Here is a 21,179-nt window from a genome sequence, read left to right on the forward strand (position 1 = left end):
CGCGAACCGACGGTCACACGTGCGCCGTCGCCCGCCTCCCCGGCAGCCACACCGCCATGACCGCCGCCCCTGCCAGCAGTACGACCGCGCTCACCCGGAACGACAGCGCGTAGCCCTCGGTCAGGGCGGCGCCCGTGGTGCGGCCCCCGGTGCGGGTCGCCGCGATCGTCGACATGACCGCGAGGCCCAGCGAACCGCCCATCGTGCGAGAGGTGTTGACGAGGCCGGACACCAGGCCGGCGTCGGACGCCGCCGCCCCCGAGGTGGCCAGGGAGGCGAGCGGGGTGGCCGCGAGGCCCGCGCCCAGCATCATCAGCACCCCCGGCAGCATGATCGACATGACGTAGCCGCCGTCGGCCGTCATCGTCGACTGCCATCCGAAGCCGGCCGCCGCCACCAGCGTGCCGAGCACCGCCACATTGCGCGCCCCCAGGGACGGCATCAGCCAGGGCGCCCCCTTCGAGCCCAGCAGGACCGCCAGCGAGCTGGGTATGAGCGCGGAACCGGCCTCCAGCGGGCTGTAGCCGAGCACGTTCTGCGCGTAGAGGGTCATGAAGAACCACATGCAGAACATCGCCGAGCCGCACACGAACATCGCCGCGTTCGCCGACGCCACCGAGCGCAGCCGCAGCAGCCCGAGCGGCATCAACGGCGCCGTCGTCCGGGCCTCCACCGCGAGGAACGCCGCGACCAGGGCGAGCCCCGCGCCGAGGGCGGCCAGGGTCCCGGGGTCCGTCCAGCCGTGCGCCTCGGTCCGTACGATCCCGTAGGCCAGGGTCGCCAGGCCGGCCGTGACCAGTACGGCGCCCGCCACGTCCGGCCGCCGGCCGTCCCCGGCCCGGCTCTCCCGCAGGCCGCGGGCCGCGCCGGCCAGGACGACCGCGCCGACGGGCACGTTGATCAGCAGTACCCAGCGCCAGGACAGCGCGTCCACCAGCACCCCGCCGACGAGCCCGCCCGCCGCGCCGCCGCCCGCCCCGACCGCGGTCCAGGTGGCGATCGCCCGCGCCCGGGCGGCGCCCTGCGGGACCGCCGAGGTGACCAGGGTGAGCGTGGAGGGCGCGAGGACCGCCGCGCCGAGGCCCTGCACCGCCCGGGCCAACAGGAGCTGCCAGCCGTCCTGGGCGAGGCCCCCGGCGAGCGAGGCCAGCGTGAACAGGCCGAGCCCGACCACGAACATCCGCTTGCGCCCGTAGAGGTCCCCGGCCCGCCCGCCGAGCAGCATGAACCCGGCGAAGGCGATGGCGTAGGCGTTGACCACCCACTGCAGTCCCGGCGCGCTGAGCCCCAGGTCGGTGCGCATGGACGGCAGCGCCACGTTGACCACGGACACGTCCAGGACGACGAGGAACTGCCCGGCGCAGGCGAGCGCGACCACCGCCCAGGCGGGCGGGGCGGTCCTGGAGGACGGTGTACGGGTGTCTGACACAGCTCGGAGCATGCGGCCATGCTCGCAGCGACCACTGACAGTCGCATCGGCATTTCGCCGCGACCCCGCGGCTCCCCCGGGGCAGCCGGCCGTCCCGGCCTCCGCCCCGGCCCGGAAGGTCATCGGATCACCATGAAACCTTAAAGACGGTCAAGATTTCGTTAGTGTCCCGAAGCATCGGAATAGTTGCCCATGCATACAAGGTTCTCCCTGCACGTAACCCACTTCCCGATCATCTGGTCCTGCGCCGGCTCTTGGATCGCCGGATCGCCCGCCCCGTCGGACCGCGGCATCGCCGGACCACTTGATCGTCCGATCAACCCTTCCTGGCCTGGAGGCCTTTTTTCATGACGCACACGTCGACCGACCGGCCCTCCCGGGCAGCGACCGGAGGCGCGGTCGTGCCGGTGCTCGCCTTCGCGGGCATCGTCGTCGCGGTGATGCAGACGCTGCTGGTCCCCGTCATCAAGGATCTGCCCGTCCTGCTGCACACCTCCGCGGGCAACGCGACCTGGGTCCTGACCTCCACCCTCCTCTCCGGCGCCGTGGCCACGCCGATCATGGGCCGGCTCGGTGACCTCTACGGCAAGCGCAAGATGCTGCTGTTCAGCCTCGCCGTGATGGTCGTCGGCGCGCTGATCAGCGGTTTCACCAGCGCGCTCGTGCCGATGATCGTCGGCCGTACCCTCCAGGGCTTCGCCATGGGCGCGATACCGCTCGGCATCGGCCTGATGCGCGACATGCTGCCCCGTGAGCGGCTCGGCTCGGCCATGGCCCTGATGAGCTCCTCGATCGGCGTCGGCGGCGGACTCGCGCTGCCCGCCGCCGCCCTGGTCGCCCAGCACACCGACTGGCACGCCCTCTACTTCGGCTCCGCCGCGCTCGGCGTCCTCTGCATCGTGCTCACCCTCGTCGCCGTGCCGGAGTCCCCGATGCGTGCCGAGGGCAGCTTCGACGCGGTCGGCGCGCTCGGCCTGTCCGTCGGCCTCGTGCTGCTCCTGCTGCCGATCACCAAGGGCAGCGACTGGGGCTGGACCTCGGGCCACACGCTCGGCCTGTTCGCCGCCGCGCTCGTCGTCCTGCTGCTGTGGGGCATCATGGAGCTGCGGCTGAAGGCACCGCTGGTCGACCTGCGCACCACCGCCCGCCGCGAGGTGCTGCTCACCAACCTCGCCTCGGTCATGGTCGGTGTCGCCTTCTACGCCGTCTCCCTGGTCCTGCCGCAGCTGCTCCAGCTCCCGAAGTCGACCGGGTACGGCCTCGGCCAGTCCATGGTCGTCGCCGGTCTGTGCGTGGCGCCGCTGGGCCTGACCATGATGCTCACCGCCCCCGTCTACGCCCGGCTGTCCGCCCGGTTCGGCCCCAAGGTCACCCTGATCCTCGGCATGCTGATCATCGCGGTCGGCTACGGCGCCGGGCTGGGTCTGATGAGCGCGCCCTGGCAGACGGTCATCACCTCCGTCGTCCTGGGCGCCGGCATCGGTCTGGCCTACTCCTCCCTGCCCGCGCTGATCGTGGGCGCGGTCCCGGCCTCCGAGACGGGCGCCGCCAACGGCCTGAACACCCTGGCGCGCTCCATCGGCACCTCCACCTCCAGCGCGGTCATCGGCATGGTCCTCGCCAACAGCGCCACCCACGCGAACGGCGCCGTCCTGCCGACGATGCACGGCTTCCGGGTCTCGTTCCTGATCGCGACCGGCGCGGTCGTCGTCGGTCTGGTGCTGGCCCTCTTCCTGCCCGGCCGCCGGCCCGCCACCACGCCGGTGCTGGTGGCGGACAGCGAGGAGGACTCGGCCCTGCAGCGCGCCCGGGAGCTGCTCGGCGGCGGTTTCCGCGGCCGGGTCCTGGACGCCGCCGGCGACCCGGTCCCCCGGGCCCGGGTCACCCTGATCGACCGCCGGGGCCGCCAGGCGGGCGCGACGCTCACCGAGGCCGACGGCAGCTACGCGCTCGCCGTACCGGCCGAGGGCCCGTACGTGCTGGCCGCCAAGGCCGCCGGGCACGGCCCGCACGCCTCCCGCGCCACGCACGCGGGCGACGACCGCTCGGTCGACCTGGACCTGGCGCTGCCGGTGCCCGGGGAGGACCGGTCGCTGCCGGGCGAGACGGTCACGGCCTGATCCCGGCGTCCACCCACGCCCGCGACACCCCGCACCCCCCGTCGGTCTCCGGCGGGGGGTGCGGCAGCATGGGGCACCCGTGCACCGTCCGAGGGAGACCCCCATGCCACCGGCACCGAACCCCGAGATCCTGGCCGCGTTCGAGGCGGCGAAGGGGTTCATGCCCACCGACGAGGGGCTCGCGCTGTACGCGGCCGCCGTCGGGGCCGGGCGGCTCGGGCTGCCGCTGCTGGAGGTCGGCACGTACTGCGGCCGCTCGACGATCCTCCTCGCCGACGCCGCCCGCGACGCCGGTGTGACCGCGCTCACCGTCGACCACCACCGTGGCAGCGAGGAGCAGCAGCCGGGCTGGGAGTACCACGACCCGGAGACGGTCGACCCCGAGGTCGGCCTGATGGACACCCTGCCGACGTTCCGCCGCACCCTGCACCGGGCGGGTCTGGAGGACCACGTCGTCGCCCTGGTCGGCCGTTCCCCGCGGATCGCCGCGCTGTGGAACTCCCCGCTCGGCCTGGTCTTCGTCGACGGCGGGCACACCGACGAGCACGCGGGCGCCGACTACGAGGGCTGGGCGCCCCATGTCGCCGTGGGCGGCCTCCTCGTCCTGCACGACGTGTTCCCGGTGGTGGAGGACGAGTTCACCGGACAGGCCCCGTACCGGGTCTACCTCCGGGCGCTGGAGTCGGGCGGGTTCACGGAGGTGTCCGCGACGGGCTCACTGCGCGTACTGCGACGGACCGCGGAGGCGGGGCGGGGAGAACGGGCCGCACAGGCGGGGCAGGCGGACCGGGCGGGGCGAACCGGGCACGCCCCGGACGACGCTCCCGGTCCGCACGACGTCGCCGCCGCGCGCCGATAGGCTCGTCGTCGTGTCGTACCTCGGTCCAGAGTTCGAGCCCGTTCCGCAACGCCGCCCCCGGCGCGGCCCGTTCACCGTGGCGCTGGCCGCGCTGGTGCCCGCCGCGCTGGCGGGCTGGCTGGTCTACGAGGTGGTGGGCGACTCCGGCGGATCCGGGCCGTCCGCGCAGGCGGCAGGTGCCTCGGGGCACTCCGCCGCCCCGTCCGCCCCGGGTGACGAGGGCGGTGACAAGGGCGGCGGCGAGAGCGGCGACAAGGGCGCGGGCTCCCCGTCCGCGACCGGGCGGACGAGCGGCTCCGGTTCGCTCAAGGGCAAGGTCGTCGTCATCGACCCCGGCCACAACCTGGGCAACTTCAAGCACCCCACCGAGATCAACCGTCAGGTGAACATCGGCACCAACTCCAAGGAGTGCGACACCACCGGCACCGCCACCGACGCCGGTTATCCCGAGGCCCGTTTCACCCTCGACGTGTCCCGCCGGCTGCGGACGCTGCTGGAGGAGCAGGGCGCCACCGTGAAGCTGACGCACGACGGCGACCGGCCGTGGGGGCCGTGCGTGACCGAGCGCGCGGAGATCGGCAACAAGGCACACGCGGACGCCGCGATCTCCATCCACGCCGACGGCTCGGCGGCCGGCAACCGCGGCTTCCACGTCATCCTGCCGGGCGCGGTGCACGACGGTGCCGCGGACACCCGCGCGATCGCCGGTCCTTCGCGCGACCTGGGCGTGCGGATCAAGGACGACTTCGCCCGTGCCACCGGCGCTGCTCCCTCGAACTACATAGGCGGCGGTACCGGCCTGGACGTACGGAAGGATCTCGGGGGTCTCAATCTGTCAACGGTTCCCAAGGTGTTCATCGAATGCGGCAACATGCGCGATAGCAAGGACGCGGCGTTGCTGACCAGCGGGGCCTGGCGGCAGAAGGCGGCGGAGGGAATGTCCGAGGGAATTGTGGGTTTCCTGCGCGGGTAGTGGCGGTGGCACGGCGCCGGGCGGACACCCATGTCAGACGGACGATAGTGTCCTCCTAACGATGAGGGGCCACCCCCCGCGCTTCACACCGCGGCCGCGAGGCTTTGGCGACATGGTGACAGCGACGCCTCCCACGATGCCGGTGACGAGACGACTGACGAAGGACCTGAAGTGAATATCCGCTCTCTCACTAGAGGCGACGGCGTGGTGATCGGAGCAGCGGTATTGCTGTTCATCGCGTCGTTCCTCGACAACTACTCGTTCGACGGCGCCCCGGACAGTGCCGACATCCCCAGCGCCTGGGGCAACGGACCGCTCCTGCTGAGCGTCTTCCTCGCCGGCATCATCGGCGCCGCACTCATCGTGGTCGCCCGGGGGCTGCCGCAGGTGCCGAAGGTCCTCGGTCTGGACCTCGGGCAGTTCGGCGTCGCCCTGACGGTGTTCGCCGCGTGGAGCGCGATCGGGAACATCTTCGACCCCGTGGGCGGCTTCGACAACTTCGCCGGCGCGAGCGACGGCGTCGACCCCGGTGTCGGTCTGATCCTCGGCCTCATCGGCGCCCTCGTGATGGCCGCCGCCGCGGTCGCCACGCCGCTGGTGCCCGCGCTGAAGGGTGCGCTCATCGGCGCCCCGCGCCCGCCCGCCCCGCAGCCCTACGGTGCCGCCCAGCCGCCCGCCGGCTACGGCTACCCGGGTGCCCAGCAGCCGCCGTTCGGCGGGCAGCCGCAGCCGGGGCAGCCGTACGGGCAGCAGCCCCCGGCGCCCCAGCCCCAGGCACCCCAGCCGCAGGCGCCTCAGCCGGGCGGGGACTTCTCGCCGTTCTGGTTCGCGGTGCCGGTGACGCGTCCGCTGTTCGCGGAGGACAACTCCGGCGGCCAGATCGCCGAACTCGCCCCGGGCACCTGGTACCTGGCGGTCGAGCAGCGCGGTGCCGCGCTGGTGGCGCAGACGCAGGACGGCCGGCGCGGTGTCCTTCAGGACACCAGCGGCATCCAGCGCGGCTGAGGCGAAAGCCCTCCGCACGACACCGCACCACCGCACGGCCCCTCGCCCCACCGGGCGGGGGGCCGTCGCGGTTCACCCGCAACTGCCGGGCACATCGGAGCCGTTGGGTTTCATACGGCGGCCGGCGGCAATCCGCAAGGTATGTCCCCTCGATATCGCAGCAGTACGAACGAGGCCGGGACGGTCATCGCGATCGTCGCGGATGTCATGGCCCTGATACTGGGTCTCTGGATCCTGATGTACCTGTTGGACGCGAACCCGGGCAACTCCCTGGTGCAGTTCGTCCATGACGTGGCCCGCTGGCTGGCCGGCTGGTCACGTGACCTGTTCACGTTCGACGAGGCGTGGGCGCGGGTGGTCGCGGGCTACGGCCTGGCCGCGGTCGTCTACCTGTTCATCGGGCACGCCATCGCCCGCCGGATACAGCGGCACTGAACCCGCCGGGCCCGGACGGCGGTCCGGGCCCGGTGCTCACACCTCGCAGCAGTCCGGGTCGAGGCCGGTCGGCAGGCGTGTGCCGGAGAACACCGTGCAGGTCGCCTCGTCGCCGCCCAGCGCGGCGACCGCGAGGAGCAGGGAGCCGGCGGTCCATGTCGTGAGTTCGCGGGGCCAGATGGTGGCGTCCTCGAAGACGTACCCCGTCCAGTACAGGCCGGACTCGGCGTCCCGCAGGTGCTGGATGGACTGCAGGACGTCCAGCGCGCGGTCGGACTCGCCCATCACCCACAGGGTGAGGGCGAGTTCGGCGGACTCGCCGCCCGTGACCCACGGGTTGGGGACGACGCACCGCACCCCGAGGCCGGGCACGACGAAGCGGTCCCAGCCCTCCTCGATGCGCGCACCGGCCTCCGCGCCGGTCAGCGCGCCGCCGAGCACCGGGTAGTACCAGTCCATCGAGTAGCGGGCCTTGTCCAGGAACCGCTCCGGGTGCCGGCGGATCGCGTGGCGCAGCGCGCCCACCGCCAGCTCCCAGTCCGGCTGCGGCTCCTCGCGCTGCTCGGCGAGGGCGAGCGCGCAGCGCAGCGCGTGGTGGACGGAGGAGGAGCCGGTGAGCAGCGCGTCGGTGGTGGCGCCGCCGTCGTCCTCGCCCTTCCATCCGATCTGGCCGCCCGGCTGCTGCAGCGCGAGCACGTACTCGACGGCCGCGTACACCATGGGCCACATGCGGTCCAGGAAGGTGTCGTCGCCCGTGGACAGGTAGTGGTGCCACACGCCGACGGCCGGGTAGGCGACGAAGTTGGTCTCCCGGCCGCGGTCGGTGACGCGCGTGAAGTCGCCGTCGGCGTAGGCGGCGTACCAGGAGCCGTCCGGGTTCTGGTGGCGGGCGAGCCACTCGTAGGCGCGCGCGGCGGCCTCGTGCTCGCCCGCGGCGTCCAGCGCCATCGCGGCCTCGGTGTGGTCCCAGGGGTCGAGGTGGTGCCCGCGGAACCACGGGATCGCCCCGTCCTCCCGCTGCACGGCGAGGATGCCGGCGACGGTCTCGGCAGCCTGCTCTGCGGTGAGGACCCCGGGCAGGACGAGGTGTTCTGTCCGGGGGGTGGTCACGAAGCGCCCGCCGGTTCGGTGCCCGCGGTGGCCTCGACGGTCGAGGCGGCCTGCGTCGCCCCGGCGACGTCGGACGGCAGGTGCGGCTTGGTCGCGTAGGCCACGAAGCTCTTGCCGAGGAGCGGGTTGAGCGCGTTCTCGGCGAGCCGGGTGGCCAGCGGCTTCTTCATGATGTCCCACACCAGGAGCTTGTGGTACGCCCGCACGGGCAGCGCCTTGTCGTTGTCGACGCCGAACGCGCACTTGAGCCACCAGTACGGGGAGTGCAGCGCGTGCGCGTGGTGGGTGCCGTAGGGGCGCAGTCCGGCCTCCCGCATCTTCGCCAGGAGTTCCTCGGCGCGGTAGATGCGGATGTGGCCGCCCTCGACCTCGTGGTAGGCGTCGGACAGCGCCCAGCACACCTTCTCCGGGCCGTAGCGCGGGACGGTGACGGCGATGCGGCCGCCGGGCCTGAGCACCCGGACCATCTCGGCGAGGACGCCCTTGTCGTCGGGGATGTGCTCCATCACCTCGGAGATGATGACGACGTCGAAGGACTCGTCGGGAAAGGGCAGCGCGAGCGCGTCGCCCTCCATGGCGGTGGCACTCGCCCCGGCCGGTGCCTCGCCCTCCTGCTCCATCGCGGCGAACCACTTGGCGACCTCGCGGATCTCCTCGCCGTTGCGGTCCAGCGCGACGACCCGGGCGCCGCGCCGGTAGCACTCGAACGCGTGCCGGCCGGCACCGCAGCCGAGGTCCAGTACGCGGTCGCCCGGGGCGAGCGGGAACCGGGAGAAGTCGACGGTCAGCACGTGGCCCTGCTTTCGCGGTCGGGGTCGTCGTCGGATGCGGGGAGGGAGGCGGATGCGGGCGCGGAACCGGAGACCGTGGCGGGCGCCGGGACCGGGACCGGCGCGGACACGGAGGCGGGCGCGGCAGCAGCGACCGGGGCGGGCGCGGGGCGTGCCCCGGCCCCCGGCCGGACCGGCGCCGGGCGCGCCGGCGCCCGCGTGCCGTGCGCGGCGCGGGCCATCGCCTCGCGGTAGTGGGCCACCGTGCCCTCGGCCGCGCGGGCCCAGGTGAAGTGCCGCAGCACGCGCTCGCGGCCGGCCGCGCCGAGCCGGGCCCGCAGCCCGGGGTCGCCCAGCAGCCGGGCCAGCGCGGTGGCGAGGGCGCCCGCGTCGCCGGGGGGCACCGCCAGGCAGGTCCCGCCGTCGGGTCCGGCGACCTCCGGGATCGCCCCGCCGGTGGTGGCCACCAGCGGCGTGCCCGTCGCCATGGCCTCCGCGGCCGGCAGCGAGAACCCCTCGTACAGCGAGGGCACGCACGCCACTTCGGCCGAGCGCACCAGGTCGACGAGTTCCGCGTCGGAGATGCCCTTGACGAACTCGACGGCGCCCTCGACGCCGTACCGCTCCATCGCCTGCGCCACCGGCCCGTCCCCGGGCCGTTTGCCGACGACGACGAGGTGGGCGCCGGGGTGTTCGGTGCGCACCTTGGCCAGCGCCTCGACGAGGAACACCAGGCCCTTGAGCGGTACGTCGGCGCTGGAGGTGGTGACGATCCGGCCGGGCACCTTGGCGACGGACGCGTCCGGTGCGAACAGGTCGGTGTCGGCGCCGATGTGCACGACGTGCACCCGGTCCCGCCGTACTCCGAGATGGTCGACGATCTCCTGCTGGGAGGAGCCGGAGACGGTCAGCACGGACGGCAGCCGCCGCGCGACCCGCTTCTGCATGCGCGTGAAGCCGTACCAGCGCCGCACCGAGGCACGTCGCTGCCACCCCTCGGCGGCGTCCAGCTCCAACTGCCGGTCGACGGTGATGGGGTGGTGGATGGTGGTGACCAGTGGCGCGCCGACGTCGCCCAACAGGCCGTAGCCGAGGGTCTGGTTGTCGTGCACGACGTCGAACTCGCCGCGCCGGGCGCGCAGATGGCGGCGGGCCCGCAGGGAGAAGGTGAGCGGTTCGGGGAATCCGCCGGTCCACATCGTGCCGACCTCGAGCGCGTCGATCCAGTCCCGGTACTCCTCCCGCTTCGGAGTGCGGAAGGGGTCGGGCTGGCGGTAGAGGTCGAGGCTGGGAAGTTCGGTGAGGGTCGGCCCGTCGGCCCCCTCCTCGAACACGTCGAGGACGGGGTAGGGCTGGGCGCCGATGACCTCGACCCGGTGGCCGAGGCGGGCGAGTTCGCGCGAGAGGTGGCGGACGTAGACGCCCTGCCCCCCGCAGAACGGGTTGCCCTTGTAGGTGAGGAGCGCGATCCTGAGCGGTCGTCCGGCGTCGGCGGCAGGGCCCGGACGGGAACCCGCCCAACTGGCCTCAGCGGTCACTCCGGGCCCCTTCCTGCCTGCTCTTCCCGCGACCCTATGTCGGGACGACAATCCGGAACAAGTGCGGGCTCGACCGATCAACAGCCTCCGAATCTACCGGCAGGTAGCTCCGCCGTGAGCGGCGGAGCAGGTGATTCGCGCCACGGCGGCACGGCGTCGTCGGGCCGCCGCCCCGGACCCCGCCCGGGGCTTGTCATGGTCCGCGGAGGAGGCCGGTACAGTGGCCCGGTCGTCATCACGCCCGTACGGGGGAAAGCCGGTGCGAATCCGGCGCTGACCCTTCCCCAAGCTCTCGACTTCGCTCGAGCAGGGGAGACCCCTATCGTGCGCCGGCCCTCCGGGGCCGGTGAGCCGGAATGCCCCGTACCCGCCGTGACCGGCTCAGGTGCGTCGGCCGTCGGCCGGCGCGCGACACCGTCGAGGTCTACGGAGTCGAGCCGCCCGGGAGGTCCCGTCCGCCCCGCGCTGCCCGGCTCCCCGCAGGGAGAGGCACCCGCCGATCATGATTGTCCGCCGCTGCGCCGCGGTACTCGCCGCCGTCGCCGTGATCGGTGCCGCGGCCGCGCCCGCCGTCGCCGCGTCCCCCTCCCCGTCGTCCTCGACGGCCCTGCCCTCCGGGCTGTTCGGCACCACCGACCCCACCTACGACGGGGTCTGGCGGCAGTCCCTCGCCCTGCTCGCGCAGGACACGGTGGGCCTGGAGCCCGCCGCGAAGGCCGTGGACTGGCTGACCGGCCAGCAGTGCGCGAACGGCGCGTTCGCCGCGTTCCGCGCGGAGCCGTCGAAGGCGTGCGACGCCAAGACGATGGTCGACACCAACAGCACCGCCGCCGCCGTGCAGGCCCTCGTCGCCCTCGGCGGGCACGAGGCCGAGGTCGGCAAGGCGGTGGACTGGCTGAAGGGCGACCGGAACAAGGACGGCGGCTGGGGCTACTCCCCCGGCGGCGCCAGCGACGCCAACTCGACGTCCCTCGTGATCGGGGCGCTGACCGCGGCCGGCGAGAAGGACCTCGGCCCGGCGTACGACGCCCTGCTCACCTTCTCCCTGCCCTGCGACGGCGCGGGCGCCGGGGCCTTCGCCTTCCAGCCGGACAAGAAGGGCAGGCTCACCGCCAACGCCGACGCGACCGCTGCCGGTGTCCTCGGCGCGCTCGGCCGGGGCCTCGCCGCATCGGCCGGCCGGAAGGCCTTTACCTCCTGTTCCGACGGCGGCGACCTCACCCCCTCGCGGGCCGCCGCCCACGGCGCCGCCTTCCTCGCCGGCGCGACGGCGAAGGACGGTCACCTGGTCTCCGCCCTGCCCGGCTCCACCGATCAGCCGGACTACGGCAACACCGCCGACGCCGTCGTCGCGCTCGCCGCGCAGGGCGGCACCGCACGGGCCGCGAAGCCGCTCGCCTGGCTGGAGAAGAACTCCGCCGCCTGGGCGAAGCAGAACGGCCCCGCCGCCTACGCCCAGCTGATCTTCGCCGCCCACGCCACCGGCACCGACCCGCACGCCTTCGGCGGCCAGGACCTCGTGACGCTCCTGAACGCCACCGGACCCGCCCCGCGGAAGCAGGCGGCGGCCGGGGAGAAGAAGGCGGCCGACTCCGCCGGGAAGGACGACGACGGCTTCGGCGTCTACTGGTTCGTCGGGGTCTGTCTCGTCGCCGGCATCGGCGCGGGCTTCCTGCTCAGCGGGCGCCGCAAGGCCGGGCAGGGGTCGTGAACCGCCGCCGTCGCGCCGCCGTCCTGCTGCTGTCGGCGTTCCTGCTGCTCGCGGGCGTCGGACAGGCGCGGGCCGCCGGGTACCGCTACTGGTCGTTCTGGGAGCGCGACGGCGGCCACTGGACGTACGCCACCCAGGGCCCTTCCCTCGTCCGCCCCTCCGACGGCGACGTGCAGGGCTTCCGGTTCGCGGTGAGCGAGGACTCCGCCGACGCGACCCGGCCGCGCGGGGCGGCGGACTTCGCGGACATCTGCGCGCGGACTCCCGCGCGCGAGGGCGCCAAGCGGGTCGCCCTCGTCCTCGACTTCGGTACGGCGTCCGACGCGCCCTCCGGTGAGAAGCCGCCGGCGCGGCGGGTGGCGTGCGCGCGGGTGGCGCCGGACGCCACGACGTCACAGGCGCTGGCGTCGGTGGCGAAGCCCCTGCGGTACGACACGAACGCCCTGCTGTGCGCGATCTCCGGCTACCCGGAGAAGGGCTGCGGGGAGCAGGTGCCGGCGGGGGGCGACCGGCCCGCGAAGGGGGCGGGCACGTCGTCCGCCACGGGCGGAGCCGGTGACGGCGGCGGGAGCGGTCCGTCGGTGGGACTGCTGGCCGGCGGTGCCGTCGTCCTCGTACTGGCCGCGGCGGGGGTCCGGCAGGCCAGGCGCCGTGGCCGGTGAACCCGGCGCGCGCCGGGCGGGGAGCGGGCTGCACCCCGGTGCCTGGTGGCTGTGGGCCCTCTGTCTGGGGACCGCCGCCACCCGCACCACCAACCCCCTCCTCCTCGCCCTCCTGCTGACCGTCACCGGCTACGTCGTCGCCACCCACCGCACCTCCTCCCCCTCCTCCCGCTCCTACGCCGTCTTCCTGCGGCTCGGCCTCGCCGTGCTGCTGGTGCGGCTCGTGTTCGCCGTCGTCCTCGGCTCGCCGATCCCCGGCACGCACACCCTGTGCACGCTCCCCGAAGTCCCGCTCCCGCACTGGGCGCAGGGCATCCGGCTGGGCGGCCGGGTCACCGCCGAGGGGGTGCTGTTCGCCCTGTACGACGGGCTGAAGCTGGCCACGCTCCTGGTGTGCGTCGGCGCCGCGAACGCCCTCGCCGATCCGGCCCGCCTGCTGAAGTCCCTGCCCGGCGCGCTGTACGAGGCCGGTGTCGCGGTCGTCGTCGCGCTCACCTTCGCGCCGCACCTCATCGTGGACGCCCGGCGGCTGCGCGCGGCCCGGCGGCTGCGCGGCCGCCCGGACCGGGGGCTGCGCGGTCTGCTCCAGGTCGCGCTGCCGGTCCTGGAGGGCGCCCTGGAACGGTCGGTCGCGCTCGCCGCGGCGATGGACGCGCGCGGTTACGGCCGCACCGCCGACGTGCCCGCCCCGGTCCGCCGGACGACCGCCGCGCTCACCCTCGGCGGTCTGCTCGGCGTGTGCGCGGGCACGTACGGGCTGCTCACCGCGGAGGGCGGCACGTACGGCCTGCCGGTGCTGCTCGTCGGAGCGGCCGCCGCGCTGGCGGGGCTGTGGCTGGGCGGCCGGCGCTCGCCGCGCACCCGCTACCGCCCGGACACCTGGGGTCCGCGCGCCCTGCTGGTCGCCGGTTCCGGTGCCGCGGTCGGCGTGGCCCTCACGCTCGCCGCGTCCGCCGACCCGGCCGCCCTGCACCCCGGTGTCGTCCCGCTCGTCGCGCCGACGCTCCCGCTGTGGCCGGCGGCGGCCGTCCTGCTCGGCCTGCTGCCCGCCCTCGTCGCACCCGCCCCGCCCGTACCCATCAGGCCCGCGGGCTCCCGATCCGCACCCGGCCGGCCCGCGGGACCCGCCGCCCGCGGACCGGACACCGCCGAGGAGCAGCCGTCGTGATCCGCTTCGAGAACGTCTCCGTAACGTACGACGGCGCCGCCGAACCCGCCGTCCGGGACGTGGACTTCCAGGTTCCGGAGGGTGAACTCGTCCTCCTGGTCGGCCCGTCCGGCGTCGGCAAGTCGACCGTGCTCGGCGCGGTGAGCGGGCTCGTCCCGCACTTCACCGGCGGCACCCTGCGCGGCCGGGTCACGGTGGCCGGGCGCGACACCCGTACCCACCGGCCGCGCGAACTGGCCGACGTCGTCGGCACGGTGGGCCAGGATCCGCTCGCGCACTTCGTCACCGACCTCGTCGAGGACGAACTCGCCTACGGCATGGAGTCGTTGGGCCTGGCCCCGGCGGTGATGCGGCGACGCGTCGAGGAGACCCTCGATCTGCTCGGTCTCGCGGCGCTGCGGGACCGTCCGATCCCGACGCTCTCCGGCGGGCAGCGGCAGCGGGTCGCGATCGGCTCCGTCCTCACCCCGCACCCGGAGGTGCTGGTCCTGGACGAGCCGACCTCCGCCCTCGACCCCGCCGCCGCCGAGGAGGTCCTCGCCGTCCTCCAGCGACTGGTGCACGACCTGGGCACGACCGTGCTGCTGGCCGAGCACCGCCTGGAGCGGGTGGTGCAGTACGCCGACCGGGTCGTGCTGCTGCCGTCCCCGGGCGCCGCGCCGGTGCTCGGCACTCCTGCGGAGGTGATGGCGCTGTCCCCGGTCGTGCCGCCGGTGGTGGACCTGGGCCGGCTGGCGGGCTGGTCCCCGCTGCCGCTGACCGTGCGGGACGCGCGGCGCCGGGCAGGAGAACTGCGGGAGCGGCTGGCCGGGCGGGAGCCCGAGGCCGGCGGTCCCCCGCGCGTGCCCGTCGAAGCCCCCGCTCCGCGCCCGCGGGTGCCGGCGCGCCGGCGGTTCCTGGGCGGACGTGGTCCCGCCGTCCCCGGCACCGCCGGCCACGACACCTCCGGGCCCGCCGCCGAGGTGCACGGCCTCGCCGTCCACCGGGGTCGGGTGCGGGCGCTGCACGGCATCGGCCTCACCGTCGCGGCCGGGGAGACCGTCGCGCTGATGGGGCGCAACGGCGCCGGGAAGTCCACCCTCCTCGGCACGCTGGTGGGGCTGGTCGAGCCGTCCGCGGGCGAGGTGCGCGTCGGCGGCGCGGTTCCGCACCGCACCCGGCCCCGCGACCTGGTCCGCCGGGTCGGCCTGGTGCCGCAGGAACCGCGCGACCTGCTGTACTCGGACACGGTCGCCGCCGAGTGCGCCGCCGCCGACCACGACGCCGGCGCCCCGGCCGGCACCTGCCGTGCTCTGGTCGCCGAACTGCTGCCCGGGGTCACCGACGCCGCCCACCCCCGCGACCTCTCCGAGGGGCAGCGGCTCGCCCTCGCGCTCGCCGTCGTCCTGACCGCCCGCCCGCCGCTGCTCCTGCTCGACGAGCCGACCCGGGGCCTGGACTACGCGGCCAAGGCCCGCCTGGTCGCGCTGCTGCGCGGTCTGGCCGCCGAGGGGCACGCGATCGTGCTGGCCACGCACGACGTGGAACTCGCCGCCGAACTGGCCCACCGGGTGGTGCTGCTCGCCGAGGGCGAGGTGATCGCGGACGGTACGACGGCCGAGGTCGTTCTCTCCTCACCGTCCTTCGCACCCCAGGTCACCAAGATCCTGGCCCCACAGCCGTGGCTCACGGTCGCCCAGGTCCGGGAGGCCCTGCGATGACCACGGACCGTACGACCGCGGACGGGACGACCGACCGCCGTACGACCGAGGGCCGGACGACCGTCCCCCCTCACGCCCCCGCCCTCCGCGCCCCCGGCCGTCGCCGTCCCCACGCCGTCCGGCTCGGCCCGCGTTCCGTCGCCGCGCTGGTGCTGGTCGGGGCGGTGGGCGTCGCCGCCTTCGGGTGGCCCTTCCTCGCACCCCCCAAGTCGCAGCTCGGTGCCCACGCGCAGGACGCCCCCTGGCTGTTCGCGGGGCTGCTGGTGCTGCTGGTCGCGGTGGTAGCGGCGACGATCTCGGAGTCGGGGCTCGGCCCGAAGGCGGTCGCGATGCTCGGCGTGCTGGCGGCCACCGGCGCGGCGCTGCGTCCGGTCGGCGCGGGCACCGCCGGCATCGAGCCGATGTTCTTCCTGATGGTGCTGAGCGGCCGGGTCCTCGGTCCGGGCTTCGGCTTCGTCCTCGGCTCGGTCACGATGTTCGCCTCCGCGCTGCTCACCGGCGGGGTGGGCCCCTGGATGCCGTTCCAGATGCTGGCGATGGGCTGGTTCACGATGGGCGCGGGGCTGCTGCCGGGGGTGACGACGGTTCCCCCGGCGCGCGTCCGGGGAGCCCGGGGGCGGCTGCGCGAGCTGGGCGAACCGCTGCTGCTCGCCGGCTACGGCTTCCTCGCCGCCTTCGCCTACGGCACGGTCATGAACCTGGCCGGCTGGCCCTTCATGGGTGGTCTCGCCTCCGGCATCGCCTTCGACCCGCACGCGGCGGTCCCCGCCAATCTGGCCCGGTTCGTCGCCTACTGCGTGGCCACCTCGCTCGGCTGGGACCTGGGCCGGGCCGTGGTCACCGCCGTCCTCACCCTCGCCCTCGGCCCCGCGGTGCTGCGCGCGCTGCGCCGGGCCACCCGGCGGGCCGCCTTCGAGACGCCGGTCACGTTCGAGGCCCCGGAAACGGTTCCGGAGCGTAGGCCGGCGGACGCCCCGCGTCACGACGAGACGGTTGAGCGGTGAAGCACCCCACATGACCCACGTCACCTACGATGCGGCGTCGTAGCGAAAATGGCGTGGCATGGCCACGTCATTACAGGCGCCGACCTGGGGCTTGAGAGCCAGGTCACAGAGCCCGCCCACCCCTCGGATGCGACGACAACTAGTAAAAGGGGTGTTTGCGGACGACTCGCCCGGCCTGTTTCTCTGGAGCAGTCGTCAGGCACCGCAGGGCCCCACCGGCCCCGGAGCCCGGCACACGATCCGCCCCACGCCCCGCGTGGTCGGCGTGTGCCACGACGGCCTCCACGTCCCCGAAGAAAAGGTTCCTCGTGACCGTCACCCTGCTCCGCCGTATCGCTTCCCCGAAGAAGGCCCTCACCGGTGTCGCCCTGGCCGCCGCCACCGCCGGCATGGCGATGACCGCCGCCCCGGCGCACGCCGCGACCTCCTCCGGTGCGCAGACGATCGCCCACCAGATGATCCCGGACGCCGCCCAGTACGCCGCGTTCAGCAACATCGTCTCGCACGAGAGCGGCTGGAACGTCAGCGCGACCAATGCCTCCTCCGGTGCGTACGGCCTGGTCCAGGCGCTGCCCGGTTCGAAGATGGCGTCCGCCGGTCCCGACTGGAAGACCAACCCGGCCACCCAGATCAGGTGGGGCCTGGACTACATGAACTCCCGCTACGGCAGCCCGGTCGGCGCCTGGAACTTCTGGCAGACCCACCACTGGTACTGATCGGCGCGTGACGCTCCACCGCTCGGCGGCGGAGGCGTCACCACAGTCCGAAGGCGGCGGCCCCACGATCCCCGGGGCCGCCGCCTTCGCCGTGCCCGCCCTCGCCGCGACAGCCCGAGGCCCGCTCCCGCAGGAGCGGGCCTCGGGCTGTCCGTCACGGACGGCCGGGCGCGGCCTTGGCTTCCGGCGCCGACGGGGACGGCGACTGCTGCGCTTCCGCCACCGCGGCCCCCGGTACCGTGCGGGCGCGCGGTCCCTGGAGCAGGTAGGAGAGGCCGAGGCCCGCCGCGACGACGGCCGCGCCGCCCACCGCGTCCAGGACCCAGTGGTTGCCGGTGCTGATGATCGCGGAAAGGGTGAACAGCGGGTGCAGCAGGCCGAGCGCCTTCATCCACCAGCGGGGCGCGAGCACCGCGACGACCACGCCGCACCACAGGGCCCAGCCGAAGTGCAGCGAGGGCATCGCCGCGTACTGGTTGGTGAGATGGGTGAGCGTGCCGTAGTCCGGCTTGGCGAAGTCCTGCACGCCGTGCACGGTGTCGATCATGCCGAGCCCCGGCATCAGCCGCGGTGGGGCCAGCGGGTAGAGCCAGAAGCCGAGGAGCGCGAGCAGCGTGGTGAAGCCGAGGGAGGTGCGGGCCCAGCGGTGGTCGACGGGGCGGCGCCAGTACAGGACGGCGAGCACGGCGAGCGGCATCACGAAGTGGAACGACTCGTAGTAGTAGTCGAAGAAGTTCCGCAGCCACCCGACCCGGACGACCGCGTGGTTGGCCCAGTGCTCGATGTCGAGGTGCAGGAACCGTTCCACGGACAGCACCTGGTGGCCGTGGTGCTCGGCGGTTTTCCGGCCCGCGGAGTTGGAGCCGCCGGTCGCGGCGAGCCGGACCTGGGAGTAGGCGGCGTAGGTGACCCGGATGAGGAGCAGTTCCAGCAGCAGGTTGGGCCGGGTGAGGACCCGGCCGGGGAACGGCAGCAGCGGCACGCGCCGGAACCGGGCCGGGACGGCGGGCGCGTACTCCGTGGGCACGGGCCGGCCGTAATACGGCGAGGAGCGCGGCAGGAAGGGGACGACGGTGGCGGCGGCGAGCGCGGCGAGCAGCACGAGGTCGTCCCGCAGCGGGAGGAGGACCCCCATGTCGGGGAGCAACGTCCCGGCGGACAGCGACATCACCAGGACGACGGCGACGGGCCACATCAGCCGGTCGGAGGCGCGCCGGCCGACCCGTCCGACGACCGCGAGCAGCACCCACAGGAGCTGGTGCTGCCAGGCGGTGGGCGACACGGCGACCGCGACGCACCCGGTGACGGCGACCGCGAGCAGGAGCTGCCCGTCGCGGGCGTACCGCACGGCGCGGCGCAGTCCGAGGACGGCGACGCCGGCGCCGAGCGCCAGGAAGAGGGCGATCTCCGGCGGGCCGGACGGGCCGAGGCGGAGCAGGGCACCGTGCAGGGACTGGTTGGCGGGGCCGTCGGCCGCGCCGCCGAGTCCGGCGCCGGCCATGTGGTGCACCCAGTAGGTGGCCGAGTCGTGCGGCATCGCGGCCCAGGCGAGGGCCGTGCACGCGGCGAAGGCGCCGCCGGTGAAGGCGGCGGCGCGGCGGCGGCCGGTCCACCACAACAGCGCCGCGAACAGGAGCACGGTCGGCTGGAGGGCGGCGGCGACACCGATGAGGGCGCCGGCGGCCCGCTGGTCGCGCACGCGGAAGCAGCCGAGCAGGACGAGCAGCACCGGGAGGACGCTGGTCTGCCCGAGGTGCAGGGTGTTGCGCACCGGCAGCGACAGCATCAGCAGGCTGATGGCCACGGGGGCGGCGAGCAGAGAGGTGCGCCGGGACACGGGGCCGGGCAGGGCGCGCGCGGCGAGGACGCCGAGGGCGACGACGAGCAGCAGGGTGCCGAAGGTCCAGCCCCAGCCGAGCGCCTGTTCGGCGGCGCGGGTGAGCGGTTTGAGGACGAGTCCGCCGAACGGGGTGCCGGTGAACCGCGTCGAGTCGTAGAGGGAGCCCTTGACGTGCAGGACGCCGTCCGGCCCGACCCAGGTCTCCAGGGCGGTGAGCCGGTCCGCCTCGGGGGTGCCGAGGACGGCGACGGTCTGCCGTACGGCGAGCAGGACGGCGATCACCCACAGCGCGATGCGGGCGGATCTGAGTCCGGCTCCGGCCGACTCGTCCGTGTCCCCGAAGGTGTCACCGAAACCGTCGCCCGCTCGCCCACCGTGTTCCACGTTCGCCACGCCCCGCCGGCCTCCCGCCGCGTCATCCATGTGTCCGTTTCGCCAACACGCACACCCTTCTTCCTCCTGAGATGCCGAAAACCCCCTCCTCACCTGACCGGTGATCGGCATTTGTCCGGATGACGATAGTCCGCGAACACCTGTACGGCCCTCGGAGGCGCGAGAAGGCTCACACGCCAGAACGGGGCGAGCGGGTCGAATCGCCCTCGAAATCCCTGGCCGGACGGCATGTGGATGCTCATTGCAGCTTTTTTGTCACGCCACGTCACCGCACCCTCACCTCGTATGGTCGATTTTCGGCCTGCTCGACGGAGCGCGGGTCATGTCCCTGTCCCCGTCGAAAGGCAGGCGAGCGGATTTGACCGCGAGCGCACCCCCCGTCGCACCCCTTACCCGTCCGGCCTCCCTCGAGGTCACCGTCACCGACCCGGCGCTGGTCAGGCGCGCGGTCACGGCCGCCGCCCTGGGCAACGCGATGGAGTGGTTCGACTTCGGGGTCTACAGCTACATCGCGGTGACCCTCGGCAAGGTCTTCTTCCCCGGCGGCGACGCCACGGCGCAGTTGCTGTCCACGTTCGGCGCGTTCGCCGCGGCCTTCCTGGTGCGCCCGCTGGGTGGCATGGTCTTCGGCCCCCTCGGCGACCGCGTCGGCCGCCAGAAGGTCCTCGCCGTCACCATGATCATGATGGCGGCGGGCACCTTCGCCATCGGCCTGATCCCGTCGTACGCCACCCTCGGTGTGGGCGCCCCGCTGCTCCTGCTGGCCGCGCGGCTGGTGCAGGGCTTCTCCACCGGCGGCGAGTACGCAGGCGCCTCCACGTTCATCGCCGAGTACGCGCCCGACCGGCGGCGCGGGTTCTTCGGCAGCTGGCTGGAGTTCGGCACGCTCGCCGGGTACATCGGCGGCGCGGGCCTGGTCACCGTGCTGACCGCGCTGCTCTCCGAGAACGACCTGGTCTCCTGGGGCTGGCGGATCCCCTTCCTGGTCGCGGGCCCCATGGGCGTCATCGGCCTCTACCTGCGGCTGCGCCTGGAGGAGACCCCGGCGTTCGCGGCGGAGGTCGCCAAGTCGGAGCGGAACCGCCCGCGGGTGCCGCTGCGCGAGATGGTCACCGGCCAGTGGCGCACGCTGCTGCTGTGCATGGGCCTGGTGCTGGTCTTCAACGTCACCGACTACATGCTGCTGTCGTACATGCCGAGCTATCTGACCGGTGAGCTCGAGTACGACGAGACGCACGGTCTGCTGGTCGTGCTCGGCGTGATGGCCCTCATGATGATCGTCCAGCCGTTCGCGGGCGCGCTGAGCGACCGCGTCGGCCGCCGCCCCGTCATCGCGGCCGGCTGCGCGGGCTTCCTGCTCCTCTCCGTCCCGGCGCTGCTCCTCATCCGCGCGGGCAGCCTGTTCGCCATCGCGCTCGGCATGGGCGCGCTGGGCCTGCTCCTGGTCTGCTTCACCGCGGCGATGCCGGCGGCGCTGCCCGCGCTGTTCCCCACCCGGGTGCGGTACGGCTCGCTGTCCATCGGGTTCAACGTCTCGGTGTCCCTGTTCGGCGGGACGACCCCGCTGGTCGTGACGGCCCTGATCGGTGCGACGGGCAACGTGATGATGCCCGCCTACTACATGATGGCGGCGGCCGTCGTGGGCGGGGCGGCCGTCTGGTTCATGCGGGAGTCGGCGGGCAGGCCGCTGCCCGGGTCACGCCCGTCGGTGGAACCGCACGAGGTGGGGTGACCCGGCTTCCCGGC

The 21,179-nt window shown here is 74.0% G+C and carries 16 protein-coding genes and 1 pseudogene; 12 read left to right on the forward strand and 5 right to left on the reverse strand.

Going from position 1 to position 21,179, the window contains the following annotated elements:
- Positions 1–13 precede the first annotated feature (13 nt).
- Positions 14–1,441, reverse strand: a complete 1,428-nt coding sequence (locus tag QFZ64_RS11050) for an MFS transporter (protein WP_307064707.1) — start codon at positions 1,439–1,441, stop codon at positions 14–16.
- Positions 1,442–1,776: 335 nt separating this feature from the next.
- Between QFZ64_RS11050 and QFZ64_RS11055 the strand changes: the two genes are divergently transcribed.
- The 5 genes and pseudogenes from QFZ64_RS11055 to QFZ64_RS11075 all read left to right on the forward strand — a co-directional run bounded on the left by QFZ64_RS11055 (position 1,777) and on the right by QFZ64_RS11075 (position 6,821).
- Positions 1,777–3,549: an MFS transporter gene (locus QFZ64_RS11055; RefSeq protein WP_307064708.1), complete on the forward strand. Its 1,773-nt coding sequence runs from the start codon at positions 1,777–1,779 to the stop codon at positions 3,547–3,549.
- A gap of 103 nt (positions 3,550–3,652) precedes the next feature.
- Positions 3,653–4,288 (forward strand): annotated as a pseudogene (locus tag QFZ64_RS11060) (class I SAM-dependent methyltransferase); the annotation flags it as partial.
- Positions 4,289–4,418: 130 nt separating this feature from the next.
- Complete coding sequence (locus QFZ64_RS11065; protein ID WP_307064710.1) at positions 4,419–5,381, forward strand: N-acetylmuramoyl-L-alanine amidase; 963 nt, start codon at positions 4,419–4,421, stop codon at positions 5,379–5,381.
- Positions 5,382–5,552: 171 nt separating this feature from the next.
- Positions 5,553–6,386 (forward strand): hypothetical protein, encoded by an 834-nt coding sequence (locus QFZ64_RS11070; RefSeq protein ID WP_307064711.1) that lies wholly within the window; start codon positions 5,553–5,555, stop codon positions 6,384–6,386.
- Between the two features lie 141 nt (positions 6,387–6,527).
- Positions 6,528–6,821 (forward strand): hypothetical protein, encoded by a 294-nt coding sequence (locus tag QFZ64_RS11075; RefSeq protein ID WP_307064712.1) that lies wholly within the window; start codon positions 6,528–6,530, stop codon positions 6,819–6,821.
- A 36-nt stretch (positions 6,822–6,857) separates the two neighbouring features.
- On the opposite strand, the gene QFZ64_RS11080 is transcribed toward QFZ64_RS11075, so the two are convergent.
- Genes QFZ64_RS11080 through QFZ64_RS11090 form a run of 3 tightly spaced genes read right to left on the reverse strand, consistent with a single transcriptional unit; the run spans position 6,858 to position 10,239 of the window.
- Positions 6,858–7,931 carry a prenyltransferase/squalene oxidase repeat-containing protein gene (locus QFZ64_RS11080; RefSeq protein WP_307064713.1) on the reverse strand — a complete coding sequence of 358 codons (1,074 nt, stop codon included), beginning with the start codon at positions 7,929–7,931 and terminating at the stop codon, positions 6,858–6,860.
- Entirely contained in the window at positions 7,928–8,722 is a 795-nt protein-coding gene (locus tag QFZ64_RS11085) for a class I SAM-dependent methyltransferase (RefSeq protein WP_307064714.1), read from the reverse strand. Before QFZ64_RS11085 ends, QFZ64_RS11080 begins: the two co-directional genes overlap by 4 nt.
- On the reverse strand, positions 8,716–10,239 hold the full coding sequence (locus tag QFZ64_RS11090) for a glycosyltransferase family 4 protein (protein ID WP_307064715.1): 1,524 nt from the start codon (positions 10,237–10,239) through the stop codon (positions 8,716–8,718). Before QFZ64_RS11090 ends, QFZ64_RS11085 begins: the two co-directional genes overlap by 7 nt.
- A gap of 502 nt (positions 10,240–10,741) precedes the next feature.
- Here QFZ64_RS11090 and QFZ64_RS11095 point away from each other — a divergent pair.
- The 6 genes from QFZ64_RS11095 (at position 10,742) to QFZ64_RS11120 (ending at position 17,200) form a co-directional block, all read left to right on the forward strand.
- Positions 10,742–11,950: a prenyltransferase/squalene oxidase repeat-containing protein gene (locus tag QFZ64_RS11095; RefSeq protein ID WP_307064716.1), complete on the forward strand. Its 1,209-nt coding sequence runs from the start codon at positions 10,742–10,744 to the stop codon at positions 11,948–11,950.
- Positions 11,947–12,612: an SCO2322 family protein gene (locus tag QFZ64_RS11100; RefSeq protein WP_307064717.1), complete on the forward strand. Its 666-nt coding sequence runs from the start codon at positions 11,947–11,949 to the stop codon at positions 12,610–12,612. The genes QFZ64_RS11095 and QFZ64_RS11100 overlap by 4 nt, the downstream gene beginning before the upstream one ends.
- Positions 12,602–13,780, forward strand: a complete 1,179-nt coding sequence (locus tag QFZ64_RS11105) for an energy-coupling factor transporter transmembrane component T (RefSeq protein ID WP_307064718.1) — start codon at positions 12,602–12,604, stop codon at positions 13,778–13,780. Before QFZ64_RS11100 ends, QFZ64_RS11105 begins: the two co-directional genes overlap by 11 nt.
- Positions 13,777–15,480, forward strand: coding sequence for an ABC transporter ATP-binding protein (locus QFZ64_RS11110; RefSeq protein WP_307064719.1), 1,704 nt, complete (start codon positions 13,777–13,779; stop codon positions 15,478–15,480). The genes QFZ64_RS11105 and QFZ64_RS11110 overlap by 4 nt, the downstream gene beginning before the upstream one ends.
- Positions 15,477–16,484: an ECF transporter S component gene (locus tag QFZ64_RS11115; protein ID WP_307064720.1), complete on the forward strand. Its 1,008-nt coding sequence runs from the start codon at positions 15,477–15,479 to the stop codon at positions 16,482–16,484. The genes QFZ64_RS11110 and QFZ64_RS11115 overlap by 4 nt, the downstream gene beginning before the upstream one ends.
- Before the next feature lie 308 nt (positions 16,485–16,792).
- The gene (locus QFZ64_RS11120) at positions 16,793–17,200 is read left to right on the forward strand and encodes a transglycosylase SLT domain-containing protein (protein WP_307064721.1); all 408 of its coding nucleotides are present in this window, start codon (positions 16,793–16,795) and stop codon (positions 17,198–17,200) included.
- Positions 17,201–17,354: 154 nt separating this feature from the next.
- On the opposite strand, the gene QFZ64_RS11125 is transcribed toward QFZ64_RS11120, so the two are convergent.
- On the reverse strand, positions 17,355–19,463 hold the full coding sequence (locus QFZ64_RS11125) for a bifunctional glycosyltransferase 87/phosphatase PAP2 family protein (RefSeq protein ID WP_307064722.1): 2,109 nt from the start codon (positions 19,461–19,463) through the stop codon (positions 17,355–17,357).
- Between the two features lie 292 nt (positions 19,464–19,755).
- Here QFZ64_RS11125 and proP point away from each other — a divergent pair, with 292 nt between their 5' ends.
- Positions 19,756–21,165 (forward strand): glycine betaine/L-proline transporter ProP, encoded by a 1,410-nt coding sequence (proP, locus tag QFZ64_RS11130; RefSeq protein ID WP_307064723.1) that lies wholly within the window; start codon positions 19,756–19,758, stop codon positions 21,163–21,165.
- The last annotated feature ends 14 nt before the right edge of the window (positions 21,166–21,179 follow it).

It is taken from the genome of Streptomyces sp. B3I8 (genome assembly GCF_030816915.1).
Classification (GTDB): Bacteria; Actinomycetota; Actinomycetes; order Streptomycetales; family Streptomycetaceae; genus Streptomyces.

Excerpts from the sequence above, each read along its gene's own strand:
- QFZ64_RS11050 (WP_307064707.1), bottom strand. The coding sequence starts at position 1,441 with ATGCTCCGAGCTGTGTCAGACACCCGTACACCGTCCTCCAGGACCGCC.
- QFZ64_RS11055 (WP_307064708.1), top strand. The coding sequence starts at position 1,777 with ATGACGCACACGTCGACCGACCGGCCCTCCCGGGCAGCGACCGGAGGC.
- QFZ64_RS11075 (WP_307064712.1), top strand. The coding sequence starts at position 6,528 with ATGTCCCCTCGATATCGCAGCAGTACGAACGAGGCCGGGACGGTCATC.
- QFZ64_RS11095 (WP_307064716.1), top strand. The coding sequence starts at position 10,742 with ATGATTGTCCGCCGCTGCGCCGCGGTACTCGCCGCCGTCGCCGTGATC.
- QFZ64_RS11115 (WP_307064720.1), top strand. The coding sequence starts at position 15,477 with ATGACCACGGACCGTACGACCGCGGACGGGACGACCGACCGCCGTACG.
- QFZ64_RS11125 (WP_307064722.1), bottom strand. The coding sequence starts at position 19,463 with ATGGATGACGCGGCGGGAGGCCGGCGGGGCGTGGCGAACGTGGAACAC.
- proP (WP_307064723.1), top strand. The coding sequence starts at position 19,756 with ATGTCCCTGTCCCCGTCGAAAGGCAGGCGAGCGGATTTGACCGCGAGC.